Origin of the sequence: Nocardia sp. CA-107356 (genome assembly GCF_050946365.1) — a bacterium.
Taxonomy (GTDB): domain Bacteria; phylum Actinomycetota; class Actinomycetes; order Mycobacteriales; family Mycobacteriaceae; genus Nocardia.
Genome location: NZ_CP191992.1, coordinates 6,033,268 through 6,053,145, shown reverse-complemented (window position 1 = coordinate 6,053,145; position 19,878 = coordinate 6,033,268). Strand labels below are relative to the sequence as shown.

The 19,878-nt window shown below is 67.5% G+C and carries 19 protein-coding genes; 8 read left to right on the top strand and 11 right to left on the bottom strand.

Going from position 1 to position 19,878, the window contains the following annotated elements:
* The first annotated feature begins 5 nt into the window (after window positions 1–5).
* Both ACQP1G_RS27400 and ACQP1G_RS27395 read left to right on the top strand, forming a co-directional pair.
* Window positions 6–911: a dienelactone hydrolase family protein gene (locus ACQP1G_RS27400; protein ID WP_433192432.1), complete on the top strand. Its 906-nt coding sequence runs from the start codon at window positions 6–8 to the stop codon at window positions 909–911.
* Window positions 912–984: 73 nt separating this feature from the next.
* The gene (locus ACQP1G_RS27395; protein WP_433192431.1) at window positions 985–1,743 is read left to right on the top strand and encodes a thioesterase II family protein; all 759 of its coding nucleotides are present in this window, start codon (window positions 985–987) and stop codon (window positions 1,741–1,743) included.
* On the opposite strand, the gene ACQP1G_RS27390 is transcribed toward ACQP1G_RS27395, so the two are convergent.
* From ACQP1G_RS27390 to ACQP1G_RS27375, 4 genes are all read right to left on the bottom strand, one after another.
* On the bottom strand, window positions 1,683–2,072 hold the full coding sequence (locus ACQP1G_RS27390) for a DUF2784 domain-containing protein (protein WP_433192430.1): 390 nt from the start codon (window positions 2,070–2,072) through the stop codon (window positions 1,683–1,685). The genes ACQP1G_RS27395 and ACQP1G_RS27390 overlap by 61 nt on opposite strands.
* Before the next feature lie 25 nt (window positions 2,073–2,097).
* Entirely contained in the window at window positions 2,098–3,567 is a 1,470-nt protein-coding gene (locus ACQP1G_RS27385; RefSeq protein WP_433192429.1) for an SDR family NAD(P)-dependent oxidoreductase, read from the bottom strand.
* A gap of 106 nt (window positions 3,568–3,673) precedes the next feature.
* Window positions 3,674–4,912, bottom strand: a complete 1,239-nt coding sequence (locus tag ACQP1G_RS27380) for a hypothetical protein (RefSeq protein WP_433192428.1) — start codon at window positions 4,910–4,912, stop codon at window positions 3,674–3,676.
* Between the two features lie 151 nt (window positions 4,913–5,063).
* A complete protein-coding gene (locus tag ACQP1G_RS27375) occupies window positions 5,064–6,008 on the bottom strand; it encodes an alpha/beta fold hydrolase (protein WP_433192427.1) in 945 nt (314 codons plus the stop codon).
* A gap of 187 nt (window positions 6,009–6,195) precedes the next feature.
* Between ACQP1G_RS27375 and ACQP1G_RS27370 the strand changes: the two genes are divergently transcribed.
* Entirely contained in the window at window positions 6,196–6,891 is a 696-nt protein-coding gene (locus tag ACQP1G_RS27370; RefSeq protein WP_433192426.1) for a TetR/AcrR family transcriptional regulator, read from the top strand.
* 171 nt (window positions 6,892–7,062) lie between these two features.
* Here the strand turns inward: ACQP1G_RS27370 and ACQP1G_RS27365 are convergent, their stop codons facing one another.
* The 7 genes from ACQP1G_RS27365 to ACQP1G_RS27335 all read right to left on the bottom strand — a co-directional run bounded on the left by ACQP1G_RS27365 (window position 7,063) and on the right by ACQP1G_RS27335 (window position 14,733).
* On the bottom strand, window positions 7,063–8,571 hold the full coding sequence (locus ACQP1G_RS27365) for an FAD-dependent oxidoreductase (protein WP_433192425.1): 1,509 nt from the start codon (window positions 8,569–8,571) through the stop codon (window positions 7,063–7,065).
* The gene (locus ACQP1G_RS27360) at window positions 8,568–8,921 is read right to left on the bottom strand and encodes a (2Fe-2S)-binding protein (RefSeq protein WP_433192424.1); all 354 of its coding nucleotides are present in this window, start codon (window positions 8,919–8,921) and stop codon (window positions 8,568–8,570) included. Before ACQP1G_RS27360 ends, ACQP1G_RS27365 begins: the two co-directional genes overlap by 4 nt.
* A complete protein-coding gene (locus ACQP1G_RS27355) occupies window positions 8,918–10,096 on the bottom strand; it encodes an NAD(P)/FAD-dependent oxidoreductase (RefSeq protein WP_433192423.1) in 1,179 nt (392 codons plus the stop codon). The genes ACQP1G_RS27360 and ACQP1G_RS27355 overlap by 4 nt, the downstream gene beginning before the upstream one ends.
* Before the next feature lie 31 nt (window positions 10,097–10,127).
* The gene (locus tag ACQP1G_RS27350) at window positions 10,128–11,120 is read right to left on the bottom strand and encodes a proline racemase family protein (protein ID WP_433192422.1); all 993 of its coding nucleotides are present in this window, start codon (window positions 11,118–11,120) and stop codon (window positions 10,128–10,130) included.
* Window positions 11,121–11,180: 60 nt separating this feature from the next.
* Entirely contained in the window at window positions 11,181–12,626 is a 1,446-nt protein-coding gene (locus tag ACQP1G_RS27345; protein WP_433192421.1) for an aldehyde dehydrogenase (NADP(+)), read from the bottom strand.
* A 30-nt stretch (window positions 12,627–12,656) separates the two neighbouring features.
* The gene (locus ACQP1G_RS27340; protein ID WP_433192420.1) at window positions 12,657–13,685 is read right to left on the bottom strand and encodes an ornithine cyclodeaminase family protein; all 1,029 of its coding nucleotides are present in this window, start codon (window positions 13,683–13,685) and stop codon (window positions 12,657–12,659) included.
* 139 nt (window positions 13,686–13,824) lie between these two features.
* Window positions 13,825–14,733, bottom strand: coding sequence for a dihydrodipicolinate synthase family protein (locus tag ACQP1G_RS27335; protein ID WP_433192419.1), 909 nt, complete (start codon window positions 14,731–14,733; stop codon window positions 13,825–13,827).
* 237 nt (window positions 14,734–14,970) lie between these two features.
* Between ACQP1G_RS27335 and ACQP1G_RS27330 the strand changes: the two genes are divergently transcribed.
* The 5 genes from ACQP1G_RS27330 to ACQP1G_RS27310 all read left to right on the top strand — a co-directional run bounded on the left by ACQP1G_RS27330 (window position 14,971) and on the right by ACQP1G_RS27310 (window position 19,878).
* A complete protein-coding gene (locus tag ACQP1G_RS27330; protein ID WP_433192418.1) occupies window positions 14,971–16,137 on the top strand; it encodes a branched-chain amino acid ABC transporter substrate-binding protein in 1,167 nt (388 codons plus the stop codon).
* Between the two features lie 99 nt (window positions 16,138–16,236).
* Entirely contained in the window at window positions 16,237–17,148 is a 912-nt protein-coding gene (locus tag ACQP1G_RS27325) for a branched-chain amino acid ABC transporter permease (RefSeq protein WP_433192417.1), read from the top strand.
* A gap of 101 nt (window positions 17,149–17,249) precedes the next feature.
* Entirely contained in the window at window positions 17,250–18,272 is a 1,023-nt protein-coding gene (locus tag ACQP1G_RS27320; protein WP_433192416.1) for a branched-chain amino acid ABC transporter permease, read from the top strand.
* Window positions 18,269–19,159 carry an ABC transporter ATP-binding protein gene (locus ACQP1G_RS27315; RefSeq protein ID WP_433192415.1) on the top strand — a complete coding sequence of 297 codons (891 nt, stop codon included), beginning with the start codon at window positions 18,269–18,271 and terminating at the stop codon, window positions 19,157–19,159. Before ACQP1G_RS27320 ends, ACQP1G_RS27315 begins: the two co-directional genes overlap by 4 nt.
* Window positions 19,156–19,878 carry an ABC transporter ATP-binding protein gene (locus ACQP1G_RS27310; RefSeq protein ID WP_433192414.1) on the top strand — a complete coding sequence of 241 codons (723 nt, stop codon included), beginning with the start codon at window positions 19,156–19,158 and terminating at the stop codon, window positions 19,876–19,878. Before ACQP1G_RS27315 ends, ACQP1G_RS27310 begins: the two co-directional genes overlap by 4 nt.

The following is a 19,878-nucleotide window of genomic DNA, read 5'->3' as shown; positions in this document are numbered from 1 at the left end:
GGGCCATGACGCCGCTGCAGCGTTACATCGCCGAAGAGATTGCCACCGATCACGCCGACGGACTGATCGGCCGCCGGGAAGCCCTGCGCCGACTGGGGATGCTCGGGGTCGGCGCCACCTCCGCGGTCGCCCTACTTGCCGCGTGCTCGAGTAGTGGTGATCAGGCCAACTCCGCGTCTACGGGCTCGGCACCCGAGGCTTCGTCGCCGCCGCCGGGTACGGCCGGAGCGGTCGCGGCCACCGCGATCACCTTTCCCGGCCCTGGCGATCGTCAGCTACAGGCCGCGTGGGCGGCCGCGGCGCAGCCGCGCGGAAGTGTGCTCGTCATTCACGAGAACAAGGGACTCACCGACCACATTCGTTCGGTGACAGGACGTTTCGCGGGCGCCGGATACTCCGCACTGGCCGTGGACCTGCTGTCCGAACTCGGCGGCACCGCCGCCTTCACCGACCCGGCGGTGGCCACCGCCGAACTCGGCAAGATCGCGCCGGAGCAGTTCATCGGTGATCTGCGGGCCGGAATCGCCGAATTGGAGCGCCGGGTGCCGGGAAAGAAGGTCGGTGCCACCGGGTTCTGTTTCGGCGGCGGTCTGGTCTGGCTGCTGCTGGCCGCGGGCACCCCGAAACTCGCCGCGGCGACACCGTTCTACGGCCCCTTCCCGGAGAATGGGGACCTGTCCGGCTCGCAGGCCGCGGTGCTCGGCATCTACGCCGCCAAGGACGAACGGGTGATCGCCTCGCGTCCCACCGCGGAAGCGGCACTGGACCGCGCTGGCCTCACCCATGAGATCTACGTTGCCCCGAATGCCGACCATGCCTTCTTCAACGACACCGGCCCCCGCTACAACCCGACCGCCGCAGCCGAGGCCTGGCGACGGGTCCTGGATTGGTACGGAACATATCTCGGCTGAAACGCTGCTGTTCGCGTACCGATATCCGGGCCGAGGCCTGGTGACGAATCTTTTGACGGAGAAGGAGATCGACGTGGGCAGAGCCATTGTCGCGACGGACTGGCTGCGGGTGCTGCGAGCGCATCTCGCGCCGCGCCACCAGTTGCTGTGCTTCCCGCCGGGCGGTGGTTCGGTTACCGCGTACCGTGCACTGGCCGAGCGGCTCGACGACGGTATCGCCGTCGCGGCCGTACAGTACCCGGGTCGACAGGATCGCCTCGGTGAGGCTGCGATCGACGATATGGACACCCTCGTCGATCGGATCGTGGACGAAGTGCTGGATCAGGGCCCGGTGCAGCAACTTTCGCTATTCGGTCACAGTATGGGAGCGACCGTGGCCTTCGAAACGGCGCGCCGCCTCGAATACAAGGGACAACCGCTGACCACGCTGTTCGTATCCGGCCGCCCCGCACCGACTTTCGTCGAGACACGTCGCCTGCACCTGGGCTCCAACGACGATCTGATCGGCGATTTGGAGCGTCTGGCAACCGATCCCGCGTCGGTCCGGATCCTGCGCGAGGAACCCAGCCTCGCGGAACTGGTGCTGCCCGCCGTGCGCGGCGACTACCAGGCCATCGAGACCTACCGCTACCGCGAAGGCGCGCCGCTGTCCTGTGCTGTCTCGGCGCTGGTCAGCACCGAAGATCCGACCATGACAACGGAGCAGGCCGAGGACTGGCGCGAGCACACCCGGGGCTCCTTCGAGCACACCATCTTTCCCGGCGGCCACTTCTACCTCGACGACAAGGTCTGCGAGGTAGCCGACCTCATTGCCCGCACCCTCCACAGGTAGCCGACCCAGGACACCACCACGCATACCGCGACCAACCCGCGCACCAACCCCAACGCGCTTTCCGGATAGATCACCCCGGTCAGGTAGTGGTCGATGAACCCGCTCGGCGGCAGTCCGGCCACACCCGCCCGATGCCGCGCCCAATTCTCCAAATTCGTGAGCGGACAGACGAATCCGAACAAAACGGTGCTGAATCCCCACCCGAACGCGATCAGATGCAGCCAAATGGTGCGCGGCCAGCGCCACGCCACGAACCCGCCGACCACCACATACGCCACGAACGCGAAATGCACCGCGGCAGTGGCATCGGCCAGCAGCCGGTACAGCATATGCCCAGGGTAGCCCCGTGCCCGATCACCAGGGGGAGGGTTGGTAGTCCTTGAGGAAGCAGCCGTAGAGGTCGGTGCCGGTTTCGCCCTGGACGATCGGATCGTAGACGCGGGCGGCGCCGTCGACCAGGTCGAGTGGGGCGTGGAAGCCTTCGTCGGCCAGCCGGATCTTGGTGTAGTGCGGGCGTTCGTCGGTGATCCAGCCGGTGTCGACGGCGGTCATGAGGATGGCATCTTCTTCGAACAATTCCCGGGCGCTGGTGCGGGTCAGCATGTTCAGCGCGGCCTTGGCCATATTGGTATGCGGGTGGCCCGCGCCCTTGTACGCGCGGGCGAACTGACCCTCCATAGCGGAGACGTTCACGACGTACTTGCGGCGGGCCGCGGCGGCGGCCATGGTGGGGCGCAGCCGGGAGACGAGGATGAACGGGGCCACCGAATTACACAGCTGGACCTCGAGCAGTTCGGTCGGGTCCACCTCGCCGACGGTCTGCACCCAGCTGTTGGTATGCGCCAGATCCGGCACCAGACCACCGGCGTCGATCGCGATACCGCGCGAAATGCGTTCCGGTGTGGCCGATCCCGCGACCAGCGCCAGTTCGGCGACATCGGTGGAGGACAGCGTCGGCGTCAGGGAGGCGGTGAGTGCGGTGGGGTGCGCCTGCATGGTCTTGCCGAAGGTGACCACATCCGGCAGCGCGCCCGCGGGCAGCGGACCGGATTCGGCGTCGACGAGCGCACTGTAGGCGCCGGGGGAGCGGCGCACTGTCTGCGCGGCATTGTTGATCAGAATATCGAGCGAACCCTGGGCCGCGATGTCATCGGCGAGCGCGACGACCTGGGCCGGATCCCGGAGATCGATGCCGACGATGCGCAGTCGATGCAGCCAGTCGGCGCTGTCGTCCATGGCGGCGAAGCGGCGGATGGCATCGTTGGGGAAGCGGGTGGTGATGGTGGTGTGCGCGCCGTCGCGCAGCAGCCGCAGTGCGATGTACATACCGATCTTGGCGCGCCCGCCGGTCAGCAGGGCGCGCCGCCCGGTCAGATCGGTACGGGCGTCCCGTTTCGTGTGGCTGCTCGCCGCACAGTCCGGGCACAGCTGGTGGTAGAACGCGTCGACTCGGGTGTAGCGCTGTTTGCAGATATAGCAGGGCCGCGGCCGGATCAGGGTGCCCGCACTCGCGCCCGCGACATTCGAGGTCAGCGCAATACCCGCGGTCTCGTCATCGATCCGGTTCGGTGAGCCGGTCGCCGTCGCCGCGACCACTGTTCGGTCCGCCTCGGCGACCGCATCCCTGGCCTCGGTCCGGCGGCGCTGCTTCAACTTCTTGAACATATGGCCGACCGCGCGCTGCACCGCGATCGAATCCGGATCGTCCTTGTCCATTTGGCCGGCTTGTTCGAGCACTCGCAGGCAGATCGCCAGCTCATCGGGGTCGATGGCGGTGCCGCTCGGCGCTGGTGCGGTAGACGTCGATGCGGTGTTATCGGCCATCGGAATGCGGGTTTGTCCTTCGTGAACATGGGGGGTTGACGGACCCATTGTCGCATTCGCGGTTCGGACCGGTCGGCACGGTGGTACCGCACCGACCGGACGTCAGCTATTTGCGCAGCTTGCTCAGTGTCGAGGTCGCCGTCTTCTTCAGCAGTTCGGTGGCCTCGGAGGCGCTGAGGATCTTGCTCGAGGACTTGGACGAACTGGACGAATACTGCGACCAGCTGATGTGGTAGGTGGTCCAGCCGTCGCGCACGGCCAGTGAGACATCGGCCGTCGGGTCGTCGGACTTGTGCTTGCCGGTGATCAGATACGCCTCGTCGCCCAGTCCGGAGACCTTGTCGACCTTCGCGTCCTTGCCGTATTCGCTCTGTGTCCAGGTGTCGTACGACGCGGTGAATTCCGGCCCCGGGTTGGTCTGCTTGTGTACCTGCGCGCTGGTGTAGATCGCGGCGTAGTCGTATTTCTCGCTCGATCCGGACGGGGTGAAGCGAACATCGCAGCCCATCGAGTCGACCGCGGCGTGCTTGGAGCCCTCGTGCTTCGGGTAGGTGTCGCCCGAGGAGTCGGTTTTCGACAGAGTGAAGCCAGCGCTGGTGTAGGGGGAGGTGTCGGTGATATCGCAGAGATTGTCGACGTATTTGTAGCCGCGCAGGTCGGCGTCCTTGCTGATATCGGCCTTGCCCGCGTCGAATGCGCCGATCGCGAACATGGCGACCGCCCAGATCGCGGAGGTGAGCACGATAGCGCCGAGCGCCCAAAGCCAGCCTCTGCCACCGGATTTGGGAGGCTGTGGCTGCTGGTAGCCGGGTGCCTGTTGCTGGAATCCGGGAGCGGGCTGGAATCCGGGGGCTGGCTGCTGGAATCCCGGTGCGGACTGTTGGAATCCCGGTGCGCTCTGGGGAAATCCGGGAGCGGGCTGCTCGAATCCCGGTGCGCCCTGCGGGAATCCGGACGCGGGCTGCGGGAATCCCGGCGCGGCCTGCGGGGCCCCTGCCGGTGGGAATCCGGGCGCGCCCGGCGCCTGCTGGAATCCCGGCTGCGGATATCCGGGCGTGGATTGGTGATATCCCGGTTGTTGATAGCCGGTCCCGGATTGATATCCGGCAGGGGCGGCCCCCGGCTGGTCGAACGGCTGACGCAGCAGCGTCGGATCAGCGGGTTGCTGCGCCGCGGCGCCCGGCTGTTGCCCCGCGACCGGAACCGCAGGCTGCGACGGCAATTGATAGCCGGGCTGGCCGACCATGGTCGGATCCGATTGTGAATACTGTGGCGCTTGTGGCGGCTGCTCCTGCGCCCACCAAGCGTCGTTCGGCTGATTCTGCTGTTCCCCCGGTCCGGTCATGCGCGCAAAGTACCACCCCGTTCGTTTGCCCGGCCATTCAGATCGACCACCACTGGTGGAACCTATGCGTCACCGCTGGCTCCGAATCCGAAAGATCCCGCAGGGGAGCGAGTTCAGTGGTCTCAGCGCGGGAAGTAGCTGGATGTCGGTTTCACTGGCGCGGGATGCTGGCGTTCGCGGCACGCAGATCCTCGATGAAGTTGGCGATGGCCTCGGCGACGAGTAGCGGCTCGGTCACCGGCAGCCAGTGATCGGCCGGAATCGGGCAGCGCCACAGCCGATCCACCCAGCGCGCGCTGCCGTAGTACAGGAACGGTGGCACGAGTACGTCGGTGGTGTCGACGACCAATTGCACCGGGACCGCGGTGGTGCGCTCGCGCGGCCACAGCAGATAGTGCGGGAGGTTGGTCGCGGCGATCCGCGCGCCCGCGGCGAGGTCCGCGCGCCAGGTCGGGGCGATGGGCGCATAGGCGCGCGCGATGCCGCCGAGCCGTTCGATCAACCAGGTGCGCACCCGCGGCGGGTAGGCGATCCGCTGCGCCGCGGTCTGCGCCGATCCCGCCCCGTGCCGCCAGAATTTCCGGTCGGCGATCAACTGGAGCACCCGTCGCGGTTGAGTTGCCAACTCGCGCAGCGTCATACCGACGTGATCGAGATTCGGACCCGCAACGGCGGTGAACGAGGCGATCCGGGTGTTGGCCCGCGGCTCGCAGACCGCCTCCCACACCTGCACCGCACCCCAGCCGTGCCCACAGACGTGCACCGGCCGCTTCGGGCTGACCGCATCGATCAGCGCGAAGAAATCCCCGGCCAGTGAATCGAGTCGATAATCCTGCGGCGCACCGGGTTTCGCCGATTGCCCGTGCCCGCGCACGTCATAGGTGATGACTCGGAACCCGTCGGCCAGCAGTGCGGCCACCGCGGACCACACCAGGTGGGTATCGGAGAGGCCGTGCACCAGTACCAGGGGTTCGGCGTCGAGGGCGCCCCATTCGAAGACGGCCAGTTCACCGTGCGCGCCGTCCACGGTCGACTGTCGGTGTGGACGCCGGGCGCCGGTCGGGTCGGAGGAGTCGAGCTGTTCGGTCATCTTCATGCCTCGATCGATGCGCTGGGTGCTGCCTGTACCGCCGGTACGTGACCCGATACTGACAGTACGAATGAACCTAAATCAATGGGTCGAAACCGTCATCGACTATGAAGTCGGTCACCCAGATAGCGGGTTTGACACGGATTCGCGCGGCTCAGGAGTGCGTACCGCCGGTACGTGTATGCTCCGGGTCATGGCGCGTTCCGATAGATCCACGCCGCGGACGATCACCCGCGCGGAGATCGTCGACGCGGCCGTTCGGGTGATCGACCGAGACGGCCCGCGCCCGAGTATGGACGACATCGCCCGCGCGGCCGGGATCACCAAGCCGCGCCTGTACCGCCAGTTCGCCGATAAGGCCGACCTCTATACCGAGATCGGCAACCAGATGGCGACATCGGTCGCGGCCGCCGCGGGCAACGATCTGACGCTGATGCTGCAACCGCCGCGGGTCGCGCTGCGCCGCGTGCTCACCGGCTACGCCGACAGTATTCTTCAGCACCCCAACGTCTTTCGCTTCCTCGGCCAGGCGCACGTCACCCAGAACGCGGACGGCTCGGTACTACAATTCGATCTGGGCCGCGCGGCCGCGGACCGATTCGCCGGGCAAGCGCGCGAAGTCGCCGAGTCCGTCCCGATCGATGCCACCGGCATCGACTATCTGGCCCGCGCTGTCGTCGGTGTCGTCGTCGCGATCACCGACCTGTGGCTCGGCGAAGCGGATTCCGAACGTCGCGGCGGGACGGCCGAATTCATCGAACAGGCCACCGAATTCGTCTGGGGTCTGATCGACGGATTCTTGCGTCGGCAGGGCATCTCGGCCGATCCGGATACCCCGATCTTCACCTCGCTCGCGGCCGTCAACCAGGCCCGGCAACCGACCGGCTGATCCGCGTTCTCCCCTCGTAAACCTGCCTCGACCTGCTGTGCCACCTCTGAACAGAACCGCTGCGCACGAGGTTCGAGTGTGGCGCAGGTGGCGTGATGACCGGCGGTCGTGGTGTCCATCCAGCGGTCGGGGCGCAACGCGTTCGACCAACGACAGCCTTTCCTCACTTCATCAAGGGGCCTTGTCGGTGGATTTCGAGGTGACCTGAGCTAGAAGTTCCAAGGCGATAGGGGCGCAGAGGGTCTGCTTGGCCAGCGGTCGCAGATCCTCCACGGTGAGGGGCCGGTCCTCGGCGGCAGCGGCCAGCTCGGCTGTGGCGAACCCACACACGCGGCCCTGACACCAGCCCATTCCTGGCCGCGCCATCATTTTGACGGTCCGTACGTCGGTGGCGCCGAGCTCGTCGCGGGCCCGACAGACGCTGTCGAAGCTGACCTCCTCGCACCGGCAGATCGTGGTGTCCGGGGTCAGCCACTCGTGCCAGCGTGCCGGGACCGGGTGCGCCTGGTGCATGGCGGCGGCGAAGACACGGAGGCGCTGGATGCGCGCACGCAGTCGACGAATATGCATGGCGTGGACCTCGAGCGCGTCGGCCGCCGCGATCCCGGCCAGTTCACCCTCGGCTACCGCAAGCAGCGCCCCGCCGACGCCGGTTGCCTCACCGGCGACGTACACCCCTGGCGTGGTGCTGCGCTGCGAGTCGTCGACGACGGCGACGAGAGACTGGTCGATGTCGATCCTGGTTTGGGCGCCCACCGCGGTGATGAGCTCCATCGAAGGGGTGAAGCCCCAGCCCAGGGCGACCAGGTCTACGTCAACGGTCGTCGTGGGGCCGACAACCCGCCCCGCATCATCGAGCTTGGCCAGTTGGACCGCCTTGGTGCCGGTGGGATCGGCGTCGATGCGAGTCACCGCGGTGCGAGTCCGGTACGGGATCCGGTGGCGGGCCAGCGCCAGGGCGTACTCCGCACCCTCGGCGACCTTGGCAGGAAGGGCTGCCACGGCGCGGGCGTGGCGCGCCCATCCGGTCAGGGCATTGGCCTCGCACACGGCCACGACTGTCGCTCCGGCATCGGCGAGCTGCTTGGCGACCGGAAGGAGGAAGGGGCCGGTTCCCGCGACTACAGCGCGCTGGCCGGCGAGTGTGCGGTGTCCCTTCAACAGGGCTTGTACGCCGCCGGCAGCCATGACTCCAGGGAGGTCCCAACCGGGGACGGGCAGCTGGCGGTCGTACCCACCTGGACAGAGAATCAGCCTGGTGGCGACGACCAGTCCGGGCGTCGCCTCGGTGTCGACGCCCACGACCGTCGGAGTGAGGTGGAGGGTCCAGCCCCCTTCCTGGTTATCGGCGTCGGCCGGCGCCGTGGGTTCCACGAACCAAACCTGGGTATTGGGAAGGTGAACCACCGCGCCCATCTCCCGGTGCCGGCGCAGCTTCTCGCGAAGCTCGGTGAACAGCTTCCAGTCGTGATGGCCTTCCGACTCAGGCCCACGTGGGGCGCGCTCGTCCGGATGACGCCAGTACTGGCCACCGATCTGGACACCAGCGTCCACCAGCACGACGGTCTTGCCCCGGTCCGCCGCAGCTGCGGCGGCCGCCAGGCCGGCTGGGCCGGCACCGACGACGGCTACGTCAAACGCGCCGACCGTTTGTCCGGAAGGGGTCGGGTTGGTGCTCATCGCTTGGTCCCTCCGTCGTTGGGACCGTCAGTTGCCGCACCGACCGGCGCAGCGGTCGTGCTCAGCTGCATGCCTTCGCAGACGGGGACGAGGCAGGCGCGCTGGTCGGGTGCGCCGTCGATGGTGATCAGACAGTCGTAGCAGATCCCGATGCCACAGAAGAGGCCTCGGGGGCGGCCGTTCTTCCGGGTGGTGCGCCAGGACTGGATCCCGGCGTCGATGAGTGCCGCACCTACGGTCTGGCCGGGATGGGCGAGGAGCTCCTGGCCGTCGAAAGTGAGGTGTACGACGGACGTGCCGCCGCCCTCGACTGTCCGCGAACCGGCCTGGGGTTTCGGATGTCTTGTCATGCGTGGTCACCTGCCGAGAAGCGTGCGGGGGCGAAGGGGGAGAGGTCCAGGTCGGGCGACTCGCCGGCCATCGCTTGAGTCAGCAGCTTCGCGGTGCCGACCGACAGCCCTATGCCGGCGCCTTCGTGCCCGGTCGCGTGCCACATCCCGGTGAGGCGGGAGTCGTGGCCGATCACGGGCAGATGGTCGGGGCAGTACGGCCGGAACCCCATGTAGGTGCGCATGATGCGGACCCGGGCCAGCGAGGGGAACAACGCCATTGCCTTGGCCGCGATCTCGCGCAGAGCCGGCAACGACACGGTGCGGTCGAATCCGACCCGCTCCCGCGAGGACCCGATCAGGATGGTCCCGGCCTGCGTTCCCTCGATCACGGTAGAGGTCTGCAGGCCTTCGTCCGAGGAGAGCGTCGAGGCGACATAATCGCCGGAGTACACCTTGTGGTTGATCGTGGGCGGCAGCGGCTCGGTCACGAGCACGAAGCCACGCCGGGGCAGGACAGGTACGTCGACCCCAGCCATCGCCGCGATCTCGCTCGCCCAGGTGCCGGCGGCGTTCACCACGTGGTCGCAGGCGATCGTTCCTCGACTGGTGCGGACGGCGTTGACCCGTCGTTCGCCACCCAGGTCACGGTGCTCGATCCCGGTGACTTCGATACCTGTGGACATGACGGCCCCCATGCCTCGTGCCAGCCGCAGCAGGTGGGCGGTGAGAAGCATGGGCTGCACTTGGGCGTCTTGCGGGTAGTACGCCGCTGCCGCCAGGCCGTTGCGGATGTTCGGCTCGTACTGGTGGATGTCGGCTGCGTCGACATCCACGGTCTCGATGCCTGCCAGGCGCTGACGGGCGCCGAGTTCCCGTAGCGCGTCAGCGCCCTCGGGGCTCGACGCGACAACGAAGCCGCCCTTGGACTCGAACTCCCATAGCTGACCGAACTCGGCCAGGTCGTCGTGCCACACCGAGTGCGAGTACAGAGCCAGGTCCAGCTCGTGGCCGGCCTCCTTGTCCGACACCAGCAGGTTGCCCTCACACGCGCTACTGGTCCCCGACGCAACCTGGCCCTGCTCGAGCACCTGCACGCGGAAGCCTTCCCGCGCCAGGAAGTACGCGCAGGCCGCGCCGACCGCTCCCGCACCGATCACCACGACTTCTGCGCCCTTGGGCAGGTGATCGCTCATGCCACCCTCCCGGGAGGCCCCGGAAAGTGCGTCACAGCAGGAACCCCGCAGGGAATGGGTCGGTGGGATCGAGCATGTACTGCGCGGTGCCGGTGACCCATGCTCGTCCGGTGATGGTGGGTACGACGGCACGGATCGTCTCGCCGTCCTCGGTGCCCGGAAGCTCGACCTCCTCGACGAGCCGGCCGACGAACGTGGACCCGATGAACGACTCGTTGACGAAGTCGGTGTGGAGGTCGAGCTCGCCTCGCGCGTGCAGTTGCGCCATCCGGGCACTGGTGCCGGTGCCGCAGGGCGACCGGTCGAACCAACCGGGGTAGATCGCCATGGCATGCCGGGAGTGCTGGGCGGTGGCACCCGGCGCCTTCAGGTACACGTGGTGGCACCCGTTGATGTCCGAGCGCTCAGGGTGCACCGGCCTGGCCTGCTCGTTGATCGCATCCATGATGGCCAGACCCGCGTCGATCAGGCGCTGCTTCGCCGCCCTGTCGAACGGCAGCTCGAGGTCGTCGAGGTCGACGATCGCGTAGAAGTTGCCCCCGAACGCGATGTCGTAGCGGACGTCGCCGTACCCCTCGACCTTGACGACCTGGTCCAGAGCGAGGCTGAACGACGGCACGTTCGTGATGGTGACCGATTCCGCGTGCCCGTCTCGTACGGCGACCTCGGCGACGACGAGACCGGCCGGGGTGTCGAGGCGGATCGTGGTCACCGGCTCGACGACGGGGACCATACCGGTCTCGACCAGCACAGTCGCCGTACCGATGGTGCCGTGGCCACACATCGGAAGGAGCCCCGAGACCTCGATGAAGAGCACGCCGTAGTCGGCATCAGGCCGGGTGGGGGGCTGGAGGATCGATCCGGACATGGAGGCGTGGCCCCGCGGCTCGAACATCAACAGCGTGCGCAGCTCGTCGTTGTTGTCGATGAACCATCGGCGGCGCTCCGCCATCGTGGCACCGGGGAAGACTCCGACGCCGCCGGTGATGACGCGCGTGGGCATGCCCTCGGTGTGTGAGTCCACAGCGTGAATGATGCGTGTTGTCCTCATGTTGCCCTTTCTCGGATGCTCCAGCTGTGCGGATCAGGTCAGCTTCCCGTCAACTCTGCGCGGTACGTCGGCATCGTCGCGCAGCTCGCTCGGAAGCAGGAAGTCGGGGAATCCTTGATAGGCCACCGGCCTGGTGAACCGATCGATGGCGGCGGTGCCGACCGAGGTGGTCCCGGCAGCGGTGGTTGCCGGGTAAGGGCCTCCGTGCTGCTGGGCATAGGTCACCGAGACGCCCGTGGGCCACTGGTTCCACAGCAATCGGCCGGCCTTCGAGGCCAGGATGGTCGTCAGCCGCCCAACGATCTGGTCGTCCTCGTTCGCCACCAGGGTCGCGGTGAGCTGTCCCTCCAACTGCTCCGCGACCTCGACCAGCTGCTGCTCGTCGGCGTACTCGACGATCAGGACGGTCGGGCCGAAACACTCGGCCAGCAGCGCTTCCGGGTCGGCCAACAGGTCCTGCACCGAGGTGGACAGGACGGTCGGAGCGGGCGGGTCGTTGAGCGGATCCTCCCCCTCGGCCACCACGGTGACAGCGGGATGCCGGCGCAGCCGCTGCTGGCCACTCAGGTAGCCGCCCGTGATCTTGTCGTTGAGCAGCGGCGCGGCCGACGGCAGCGCGCCGGCGCGCAACGATGCCAACAAGTGGGAGTCGACGGGTGCGAGGACCACGCCCGGCTTGGTGCAGAACTGGCCCGCGCCCAGCGTGAAGGACCCGACCAGCCCGGCGGCGATGTCCACGCCGCGGTCGGCGTCCGCGGCGGCAGTGACGAATACCGGGTTCACCGACCCGAGCTCGCCGTAGAACGGGATCGGCTCCGGGCGCGACGACGCCAGGTCGAACAGCGCTCGCCCGCCAGGGATGGAGCCGGTGAACGCCGCAGCCTTCACCTGCGGGTGCGTCAGCACGACGACCCCGGCCTCTTGGCCGTAGACGATCTGCAGGAGTCCGCTCGGTGCGCCGAGCTCGTTGAACGCCGCCGTCACCACCTGCGCAGTCGCGGCGGAGAGGCCGACATGGCCTGGATGTGCCTTCACGATCACGGAGCATCCGGCAGCGAGGGCAGAAGCGGTGTCGCCGCCGGCCACGGAGAACGCGAAGGGGAAGTTGGAGGCGGCGAACACTACCACCGGGCCGTAGGGGACGCGGGTACGCCGCAGGTCCGGACGCGACCCCATCGGCCAGTCCGGATCCGCGTGGTCCACGCGCGCGTCCAGGTAGCCGCCCTCGTTCACCGTCTCGGCGAACAGCCTCAGCTGGAACGTCGTACGGGCCAGCTCGCCGCGGAGCCGTTGCTCGGTGAGGCGCGTTTCCCGGATGGCGAGCGGGACCAGGATGTCGGCGGCACCATCGAGCCGGTCCGCAACGGCCCGCAGCACTGCGGCGCGCTCGGTGCGGGTTCGGCTGGACCACTGCGTTGCGGCCCGTTGCGCACCGAGGACGATATGGTCGATGCGGTCGGTGCGGGTGTCATACATCATTCCTCCAACGTGGACAGAGATTTTGGTGCGTCACGCGCGTTGCCGGTAGCGGTCGTAGGCGTGCTGCGCCACGACCAGGTCTTCCCAGGCCATGCCCACTCCGGAGAAGACCGCCGGGCGACCGGGCGACGGGGTGAAGCGGCCGGTCACCAGTTCGGCCAGGTTGGCCAGCGGGCATCCTCGCTCGGCGTCCGCGACCCACTCGGTGGCCGGCCGGGCAAGGAGCAGGTTGCCCGACTCACGCATCGCCGCGGCACGGCTCTCCACCACGATGTCGGCATTGAGCACCAGCTCCGCGGGGAGTTCGCGCTTGTCGGGGCCGTGTACGCCGATCGCGCAGACCACGGCATCGGCGGGTACGTCGCCGGCGTCGAGGAGGGGAGTGCGGGAGGACGTGGCACAGACAATGAGGTCCGCCCGCGACAGGTCCCGCGCGGCGTCGGCGGGTCGGACAGGAGCGCCGAGAGCGGCCGACCGTGCAACGAGCGGGTCTACCCCCTCAGGGCGGCGTCCCACGACGGCGATGTCGTCAGGGTGCAGGACGGCGTTGAGGTACGCGATGTGGCGCTCAGCCTGCGGGCCGGTGCCGAAGACCACGACCCGCTGTGCGCGAACCGCGGATCCAGGATCTACGCCGCGGCGGGCGGCGATGAGGTTTTGCGCGGCCATCACCGTAGTGGCCGGGGTGCGCACCAGTGTCAGCTCCGCAGCGTCGAGAACCGCCAGTGGCGCGTGGTGCTCGGTTTCGAACAAGACGTAGACGCCTTGGACATTCGGGTGTCCGTCCTTGGGGTTGCCCGGCGCGAGGGTGAGGACCTTGACCCCTGACGCGCCGCCGGTAGCGCTGGGCATCATCAGGAACTCGGCGCCCGGCCCGGCGGGAGCGAAGAGCCTCGGGCTGTCCTGTTCGGGATCGACGCGCCCTGATACGAGAGCCTCGGTGAGGACGCGGACCGCACCGGGTCCGTCGACGAGGTCCGCGATGGCGACTGCGCTGAGGTGGGTCAGACCAGTCGAACGACCACCTGCGTCAGTGGACTGCCCACTGGGTGCCATCATGATCTCTTCCTCTCCGAGGCTCTCGCCCCTCATCAGCAACACGGGATCGTTCGACGGTGATCCCGGGCTGCTCGCCGAGGGCGTGTCTCTCAATGCCGGCCGGCTACTACATGGGATCGACAGACACGCCCAACTACGATCAGCGGTAGCCCTTGGCCAGAGCGGCCTCGGTATCGCGGCGTATCGCCTCGGCCTGCTCAGCGGTCAATGGGCTGCGCGGCGGGCGGCACTGACCGCCCTTGCGGCCGGCGATGTCCATCGACAGCTTGATCGCCTGGACGAACTCGGTCTTCGAGTCCCACCGCAGCAGGGAGTGCAGGTCGCGGTAGAGCGGCATGGCCGCCTTCAGGTCCTCGACGTTGCCAGAGGTTGCCAGCCGGTACAGCTTGGCGGTGGCCTCGGGAATCGCGTTGGGGTAGCCCGCGATCCAGCCGACCGCGCCGGCCAGGCCGAGCTCGACCACGACGTCGTCGGAGCCGATGAGGATGTCCAGATCCGGCGCCAGCTCCCGGATCTCGTAGGCGCGGCGAGCGTCACCGGAGAACTCCTTGACCGCCTTGATCAGACCCTCCGAGTGGAGTTCGGCCAGCAGGTCCGGGGTCAGGTCGACCTTGGTGTCGTAAGGGTTGTTGTACGCCACGATCGCAAGCCCGACCTTGGCAGCCTCGCGATAGTGGTTGAGCACCGACTGACGGTCCGCACGGTAGATATTCGGCGGAAGCATCAGCACCGACTGGGCGCCGGCCTCGGCCGCCTGCTCGATCCAGCGGACGGTCTCCCTCGAGCCATACGCCGCCACACCGGGCATCACGCCGAACCCTTCGGGCGAGGCCTGCACCGCAACCTCGACCACGCGGGCGCGCTCTTCGGGGGTCAGCGTCTGGTACTCGCCCAGCGAGCCGGACGGGCACACGCCGTCGGTGCCGTTGGCGGCCAGCCATGAGACGTGCCTGGCGTAGCCGTCGTAGTCGACGCTGAGGTCGTCGTTGAACGGCAGTGCGGTCGCGGTGTAGAGGCCGCGCCAGGGGTGCTCTTTCGAGATGGTCATGTTGTGAAGTCTCCTGAATCAAGGATGAGCACGAATAGAATGTGATATTGCACTGCGATTCGCAAGAGGCTTGGTCGGCGAGCCTCCGGGTCGCCGGCTTCAGTCTGCCTCCTGCGAGAACTTTATGCAATGTGCTATTGCACTAGCTGATTTCGGTCTCTACGCTAGGCCTCGGTTCCAGCAGAGTCACACCGCAGTGGCTTAGCGCGGACCTGACGCCTGAGGCGTTGACCAGGAGTGGAGATACAGATGATTCGTAAAACGTGGATCGGCGCCACGGCGGCAGTCGCTCTGACCTTGACCCTGTCTGCCTGTGGCGGGGGCGGTCTGGCGGCGGGCGGCGGAGGTGACGGCGGAAAGGGCGACATCCGGCTGGGCATGGCGGCGCCGCTGAGTGGCAGCAGCGCCGCGATCGGGCCGTACATGAAGAACGGCGCGCAGCTCGCGATCGACGAGATAAACGCCGCCGGCGGTGTGCTCGGCCGCAAGCTCGAGCTCGTCCCCGAGGACGATGCGTGTGACCCGAGGACAGCAGCGTCGGCGGCCGCCAAGCTCGTCACGGAGGGCGTGACCGTGTCAGTCGGCGGCTACTGCTCGTCGGCGACCCTGCCGACACTCTCGATCTTCAACAAGGCCGACGTCCCGATGATCATCCCGGCCGCGAACTCCAACGACCTGGTCAAGAGCAAGCTGTCGAATGTCTTCCTGCTCAACGGCACCGGTGCCCAGCAGGCCCAAGCGGCGGTCGATTACATCAAGTCCTCCGGCGCCAAGGCCGTCGCGCTGGCAGACGACAACACGTCGTACTCCAAGGACATCAGCACCCGCACTGGGGAGAAACTCGGGGCAGCGGGATCGGTCAAGATCGTGGACCACGAGTCGGTGACCGCTGGCGAGTCGGACTACTCCGCTGCGGTGACCTCGATCCTCAACGCGAAGCCGGACTTCGTGTACTGGACCGGCTACTACCAAGAGGGCGGGCTGCTCATCAAGCAGCTTCGCGCGGCGGGTTACACCGGCAAGATCATGGTCGCGGACGGATCCGTCGACGAGCAGATGATCTCCATCGCCGGTGCCGCCAACGCCCAGGGCGTGCTGGCGACCATGACGCAGACACCGCAAACGATTGCTGGTGGCGAGAAGTGGATCGCCGACTACAAGGCCGCCTTCAAGGCCGACCCTGGGCCCTACTCGACGCAGTCGTACGACGCCGTGCGCGTGGCAGCCGAGGCGATCAAGAAGGCCAACTCGACCAAGGGCGGCGACATCGTCGCCGCGTTGGAGAAGATCGACGGGTTCCCGATCTTCAGTGGCAAGCTCAAGTTCACCCCGGAGCACACCCTCAGCGAGGGCGGCTTCGGCATCCTCGTGGTCCAGGGCAACACCTTCGCGCTCAACAAGTGACCCTCGGCTCGCGGGCGCCAGCCGCATGGTCGGCGCCCGCGAGCCAGCCGCATCATCCGCTCCTGCTGGCCCAGCCGGCTCCCGGCATCTAGGAGTGCCATGGACCTGCCCTACCTCATCCAACTAATCCTGAACGGCCTGTTCATCGGCTCGTTCTACGCCCTCGTCGCACTCGGCTACTCGATGGTCTACGGCATCATCAAACTGCTGAACTTCGCCCACGGTGACATCTACATGCTCGGCGCCTTCGCGGGCTATGCGCTGCTGACCGTGGCAGCCGGCTCGCTCGGCGCGGGCGCCTCGATCTTCGTACTAGTCCTGATCATGGTGGTGGCAATGCTGGTCACCGGCACCGCGGGGCTCGTCCTCGAGCGGGTCGCCTACCGGCCGCTGCGCGGAGCACCGCGATTGTCGGTGCTGATCACTGCGGTCGGCGCCAGCTTCGCGCTGGAGTACGGCATCGCCGTCGGGTTCGGCCCGAACCCGCGTGTCTATCCGGTCGGCTTCGGCAACGGTGCCATCTCCGTGCTGGGCGCCCGGGTGACCTACGCCCAGCTCGCCATGATGGTGATCGCCGTCGGCCTCATGATCGCCCTCGACCAGCTCGTCAACAGGACCCGGGCGGGTCGCGCGATGCGCGCGATCTCGCAGGATCCGAAAGCCTGCCTGCTGATGGGCATCAACGTCGACCGCGTCATCTCGCGCACCTTCTTCATCGGCTCGGCGCTGGCCGGTGCGGCCGGAGTCATGGCCGGCGCGTATTACGGGAAGGTGGACTTCCTCATGGGCTTCATCATCGGCCTCAAGGCGTTCACCGCCGCGGTGATCGGCGGCATCGGCAACCTGCGGGGCGCCGTTCTCGGCGCTGTCGTTCTCGGGCTGCTCGAATCCTTCGGAACCGCTGCGCTCGGCAGTGAGTGGCGAGACGTCTTCGCCTTCGGCTTCCTGATCCTGTTCCTGACCGTCCGACCCACCGGTCTGCTCGGCGAGAGAGTGACGGAGCGGGTCTGATGAGCAACGATAACTCGATCCCGGCCCGAGACGGGGTCTCCGACGCCCCCTCCGGATTCGTGCAAGCCGTCGACGGGGCCGGCAACTCCACGGTCGGTCACGTGGGCTCCGGCCTCGCGCCGGCCGATGCAGCTGGCCGTGTTACGCCGGTAAGCCGCGCGATCAGCCACCCGCTGTTCGGCTGGGTCGTGATGGCCCTTGCCGTTGCACTGCCGTTCGTCGACTCCTCGTCTTACAGCATCCGGATCGCAACGGACGCGCTCATCTTCGTGATGCTCGCCGTCGGCCTGAATATCGTCGTGGGCTACTGCGGTCTGCTCGACCTGGGCTTCGCCGCCTTCTTCGCGATCGGCGCCTACACATCCGGCATCCTCACCACGTCGCTGGGGTGGCCCATTCTCCTCACGATCCCAGTCGTCGTGATCGCGGCCGTCATCGGCGGGGTGGTGATCGGCGGCCCGACCTTGCGACTGCGCAGTGACTACCTCGCCATCGTCACCCTCGGATTCGGCGAGATCATCCGGATCACCGCGAACAACCTCGATGTCACGGGCGGCCCGAACGGGATCTTCGGTATCCCGGACTTCGGCGACTTCGGCCTGCGTTCTGACATCACGACGTACTGGATCGTCGTCGCTGTCGTTGCAGCAGCGGTGTTGGCTTCCGCGCGGCTCGGCAAGGGGCGGCTGGGCCGGGCCTGGCGGTTCGTGCGCGAGGACGAGGACGCCGCGGAGGCGATGGGCATCCACACCTACCGGGTGAAGTTCGCGGCGTACATCACCGGAGCGATCTTCGGCGGGATCGCCGGTGTGCTCTTCGCGGTGCACCAGACGGCGATCTCGCCAACTAGCTTCAACTTCCTCTGGTCGGCGCTGATTCTCATGGCGGTGGTCCTCGGCGGGATGGGCTCAACGCCCGGCGTCGTCGTCGGCGCGCTCGTCATCTCCCTGCTCCCCGAGCTGCTACGCGGAGCGGAGAACTGGCGCTATCTCGTCTTCGGCGTCCTGCTCATCATCGTGATGCTGTTCCGCCCGCAGGGCATCTGGCCGCACCGGGGCGACGAAAAGCCGTCGCGGATCGAGAAGCGACGAGCCCGCACGGCAGCAAAGGAGGTCGCACCGTGACCGCGACACACGGCGAGGTGGCAAGGAACGGCTCGTCGGCCACGAGGCTGCTCCAAGTCCGCGACATGACAGTGGCCTTCGGCGGAGTCACTGCCGTCAACGGCCTGACCTTCGACGTGCACGAAGGGGAGGTCCTCTCGGTAATCGGCCCGAACGGTGCCGGCAAGACCAGCGCCTTCAACTGCATTACCGGCTTCTACAAGCCGTCGGCCGGGCACGTCACCTTCGACGGCAGCGACATCACCGGCAAACGTCCCGCGGTCATCGCCGCGCGTGGGGTCGCCCGCACGTTCCAGAACCTGCGCCTGTTCGGCGAGCTCAGCGTCCTGGACAACGTGCGCGCGGGGATGCATGTGCGGATCCGGCAGAACGCCTTCGACGCCGTCCTGCACACCCCCCGGTACCACCGCAGCGAGCAAACCGCGACCGACGAGGCGCACCGCTGGCTCGACTTCGTCGGAGCGCGCGGGAGCCGGGTCCACGAAGTGCGCAACCTGCCGTACGGCGAGCAGCGCCGCGTCGAGATCGCCCGGGCCCTGGCCCGGGAACCGAAGATGCTCCTGCTCGACGAGCCCGCGGCCGGCCTGAACCACAACGAGAAGGAGGAGCTCCTCGCCCTACTGCGCCGCATCGGCGACCTCGGGACCGCGGTCGTGCTCATCGAGCACGACATGGGCCTGGTCATGGAGGTCTCCGAACGCATCGTCGTCCTCAACTACGGCAAGGAGATCGCGGACGGTACACCCCACCAGATCCGCACCGACCCCAAGGTCGTCGAGGCCTATCTGGGCACCGACGACGCCGAGGCCGAAGCGGTGGCCGCCGCCACCGACGAGGAGATTTTCAGCGATCACACCGCGGCACCAAGCGAGAAGGGCGAGTCGTGAGCACAGTTACCCCTGTCCTCGAGGTCGAGGACCTCGTGGTCAACTATGGACGGGTCGAGGCGCTGCGCGGTCTGTCGCTGACGGTCGGTGAAGGCGAGACGGTGTCGCTGCTCGGCAACAACGGCGCCGGCAAGTCGACCACCGTCTCCACGATCTCCGGTCTGGTGCGCGCGAAGTCGGGACGGATCAGGGCGTTCGGCAAGGAGATCACCGCAGCCAAGCCCTGGGAGCTCGTCGAGATGGGCATAGTCCACGTGCCCGAAGGCCGGCGGATCTTCCCTCGGCTCAGCGTCCACGAGAACCTGCTCATCGGTGGATACACCGTCCGTGACAGCAAGGCGATCGAGGAGCGGATCCAGGAGGTGTACGAGCTGCTACCGCGGCTGCGCGACCGCCGCAACCAGCACGGCGGCACCCTGTCCGGTGGTGAGCAGCAGATGCTGGCGATGGGGCGCGCGATGATCGCTGCGCCGCGCCTGCTCATGCTCGACGAGCCGTCCATGGGACTCGCCCCCCTCATGGTCGCCCAGATCATGCAGGTCGTGCGAACCATCAACCAGCGAGGCACCGCCGTACTCCTCATCGAGCAGAACGCCCGGTCCGCGCTCACCGTGGCCACCCGCGGCTACGTACTCGAGGCCGGCGTGACCAGCCTCGAGGGGTCCGCGGAGGAGTTGCGGACCAATCCCCGAGTAGTGGAGGCCTACCTTGGCGCCTGA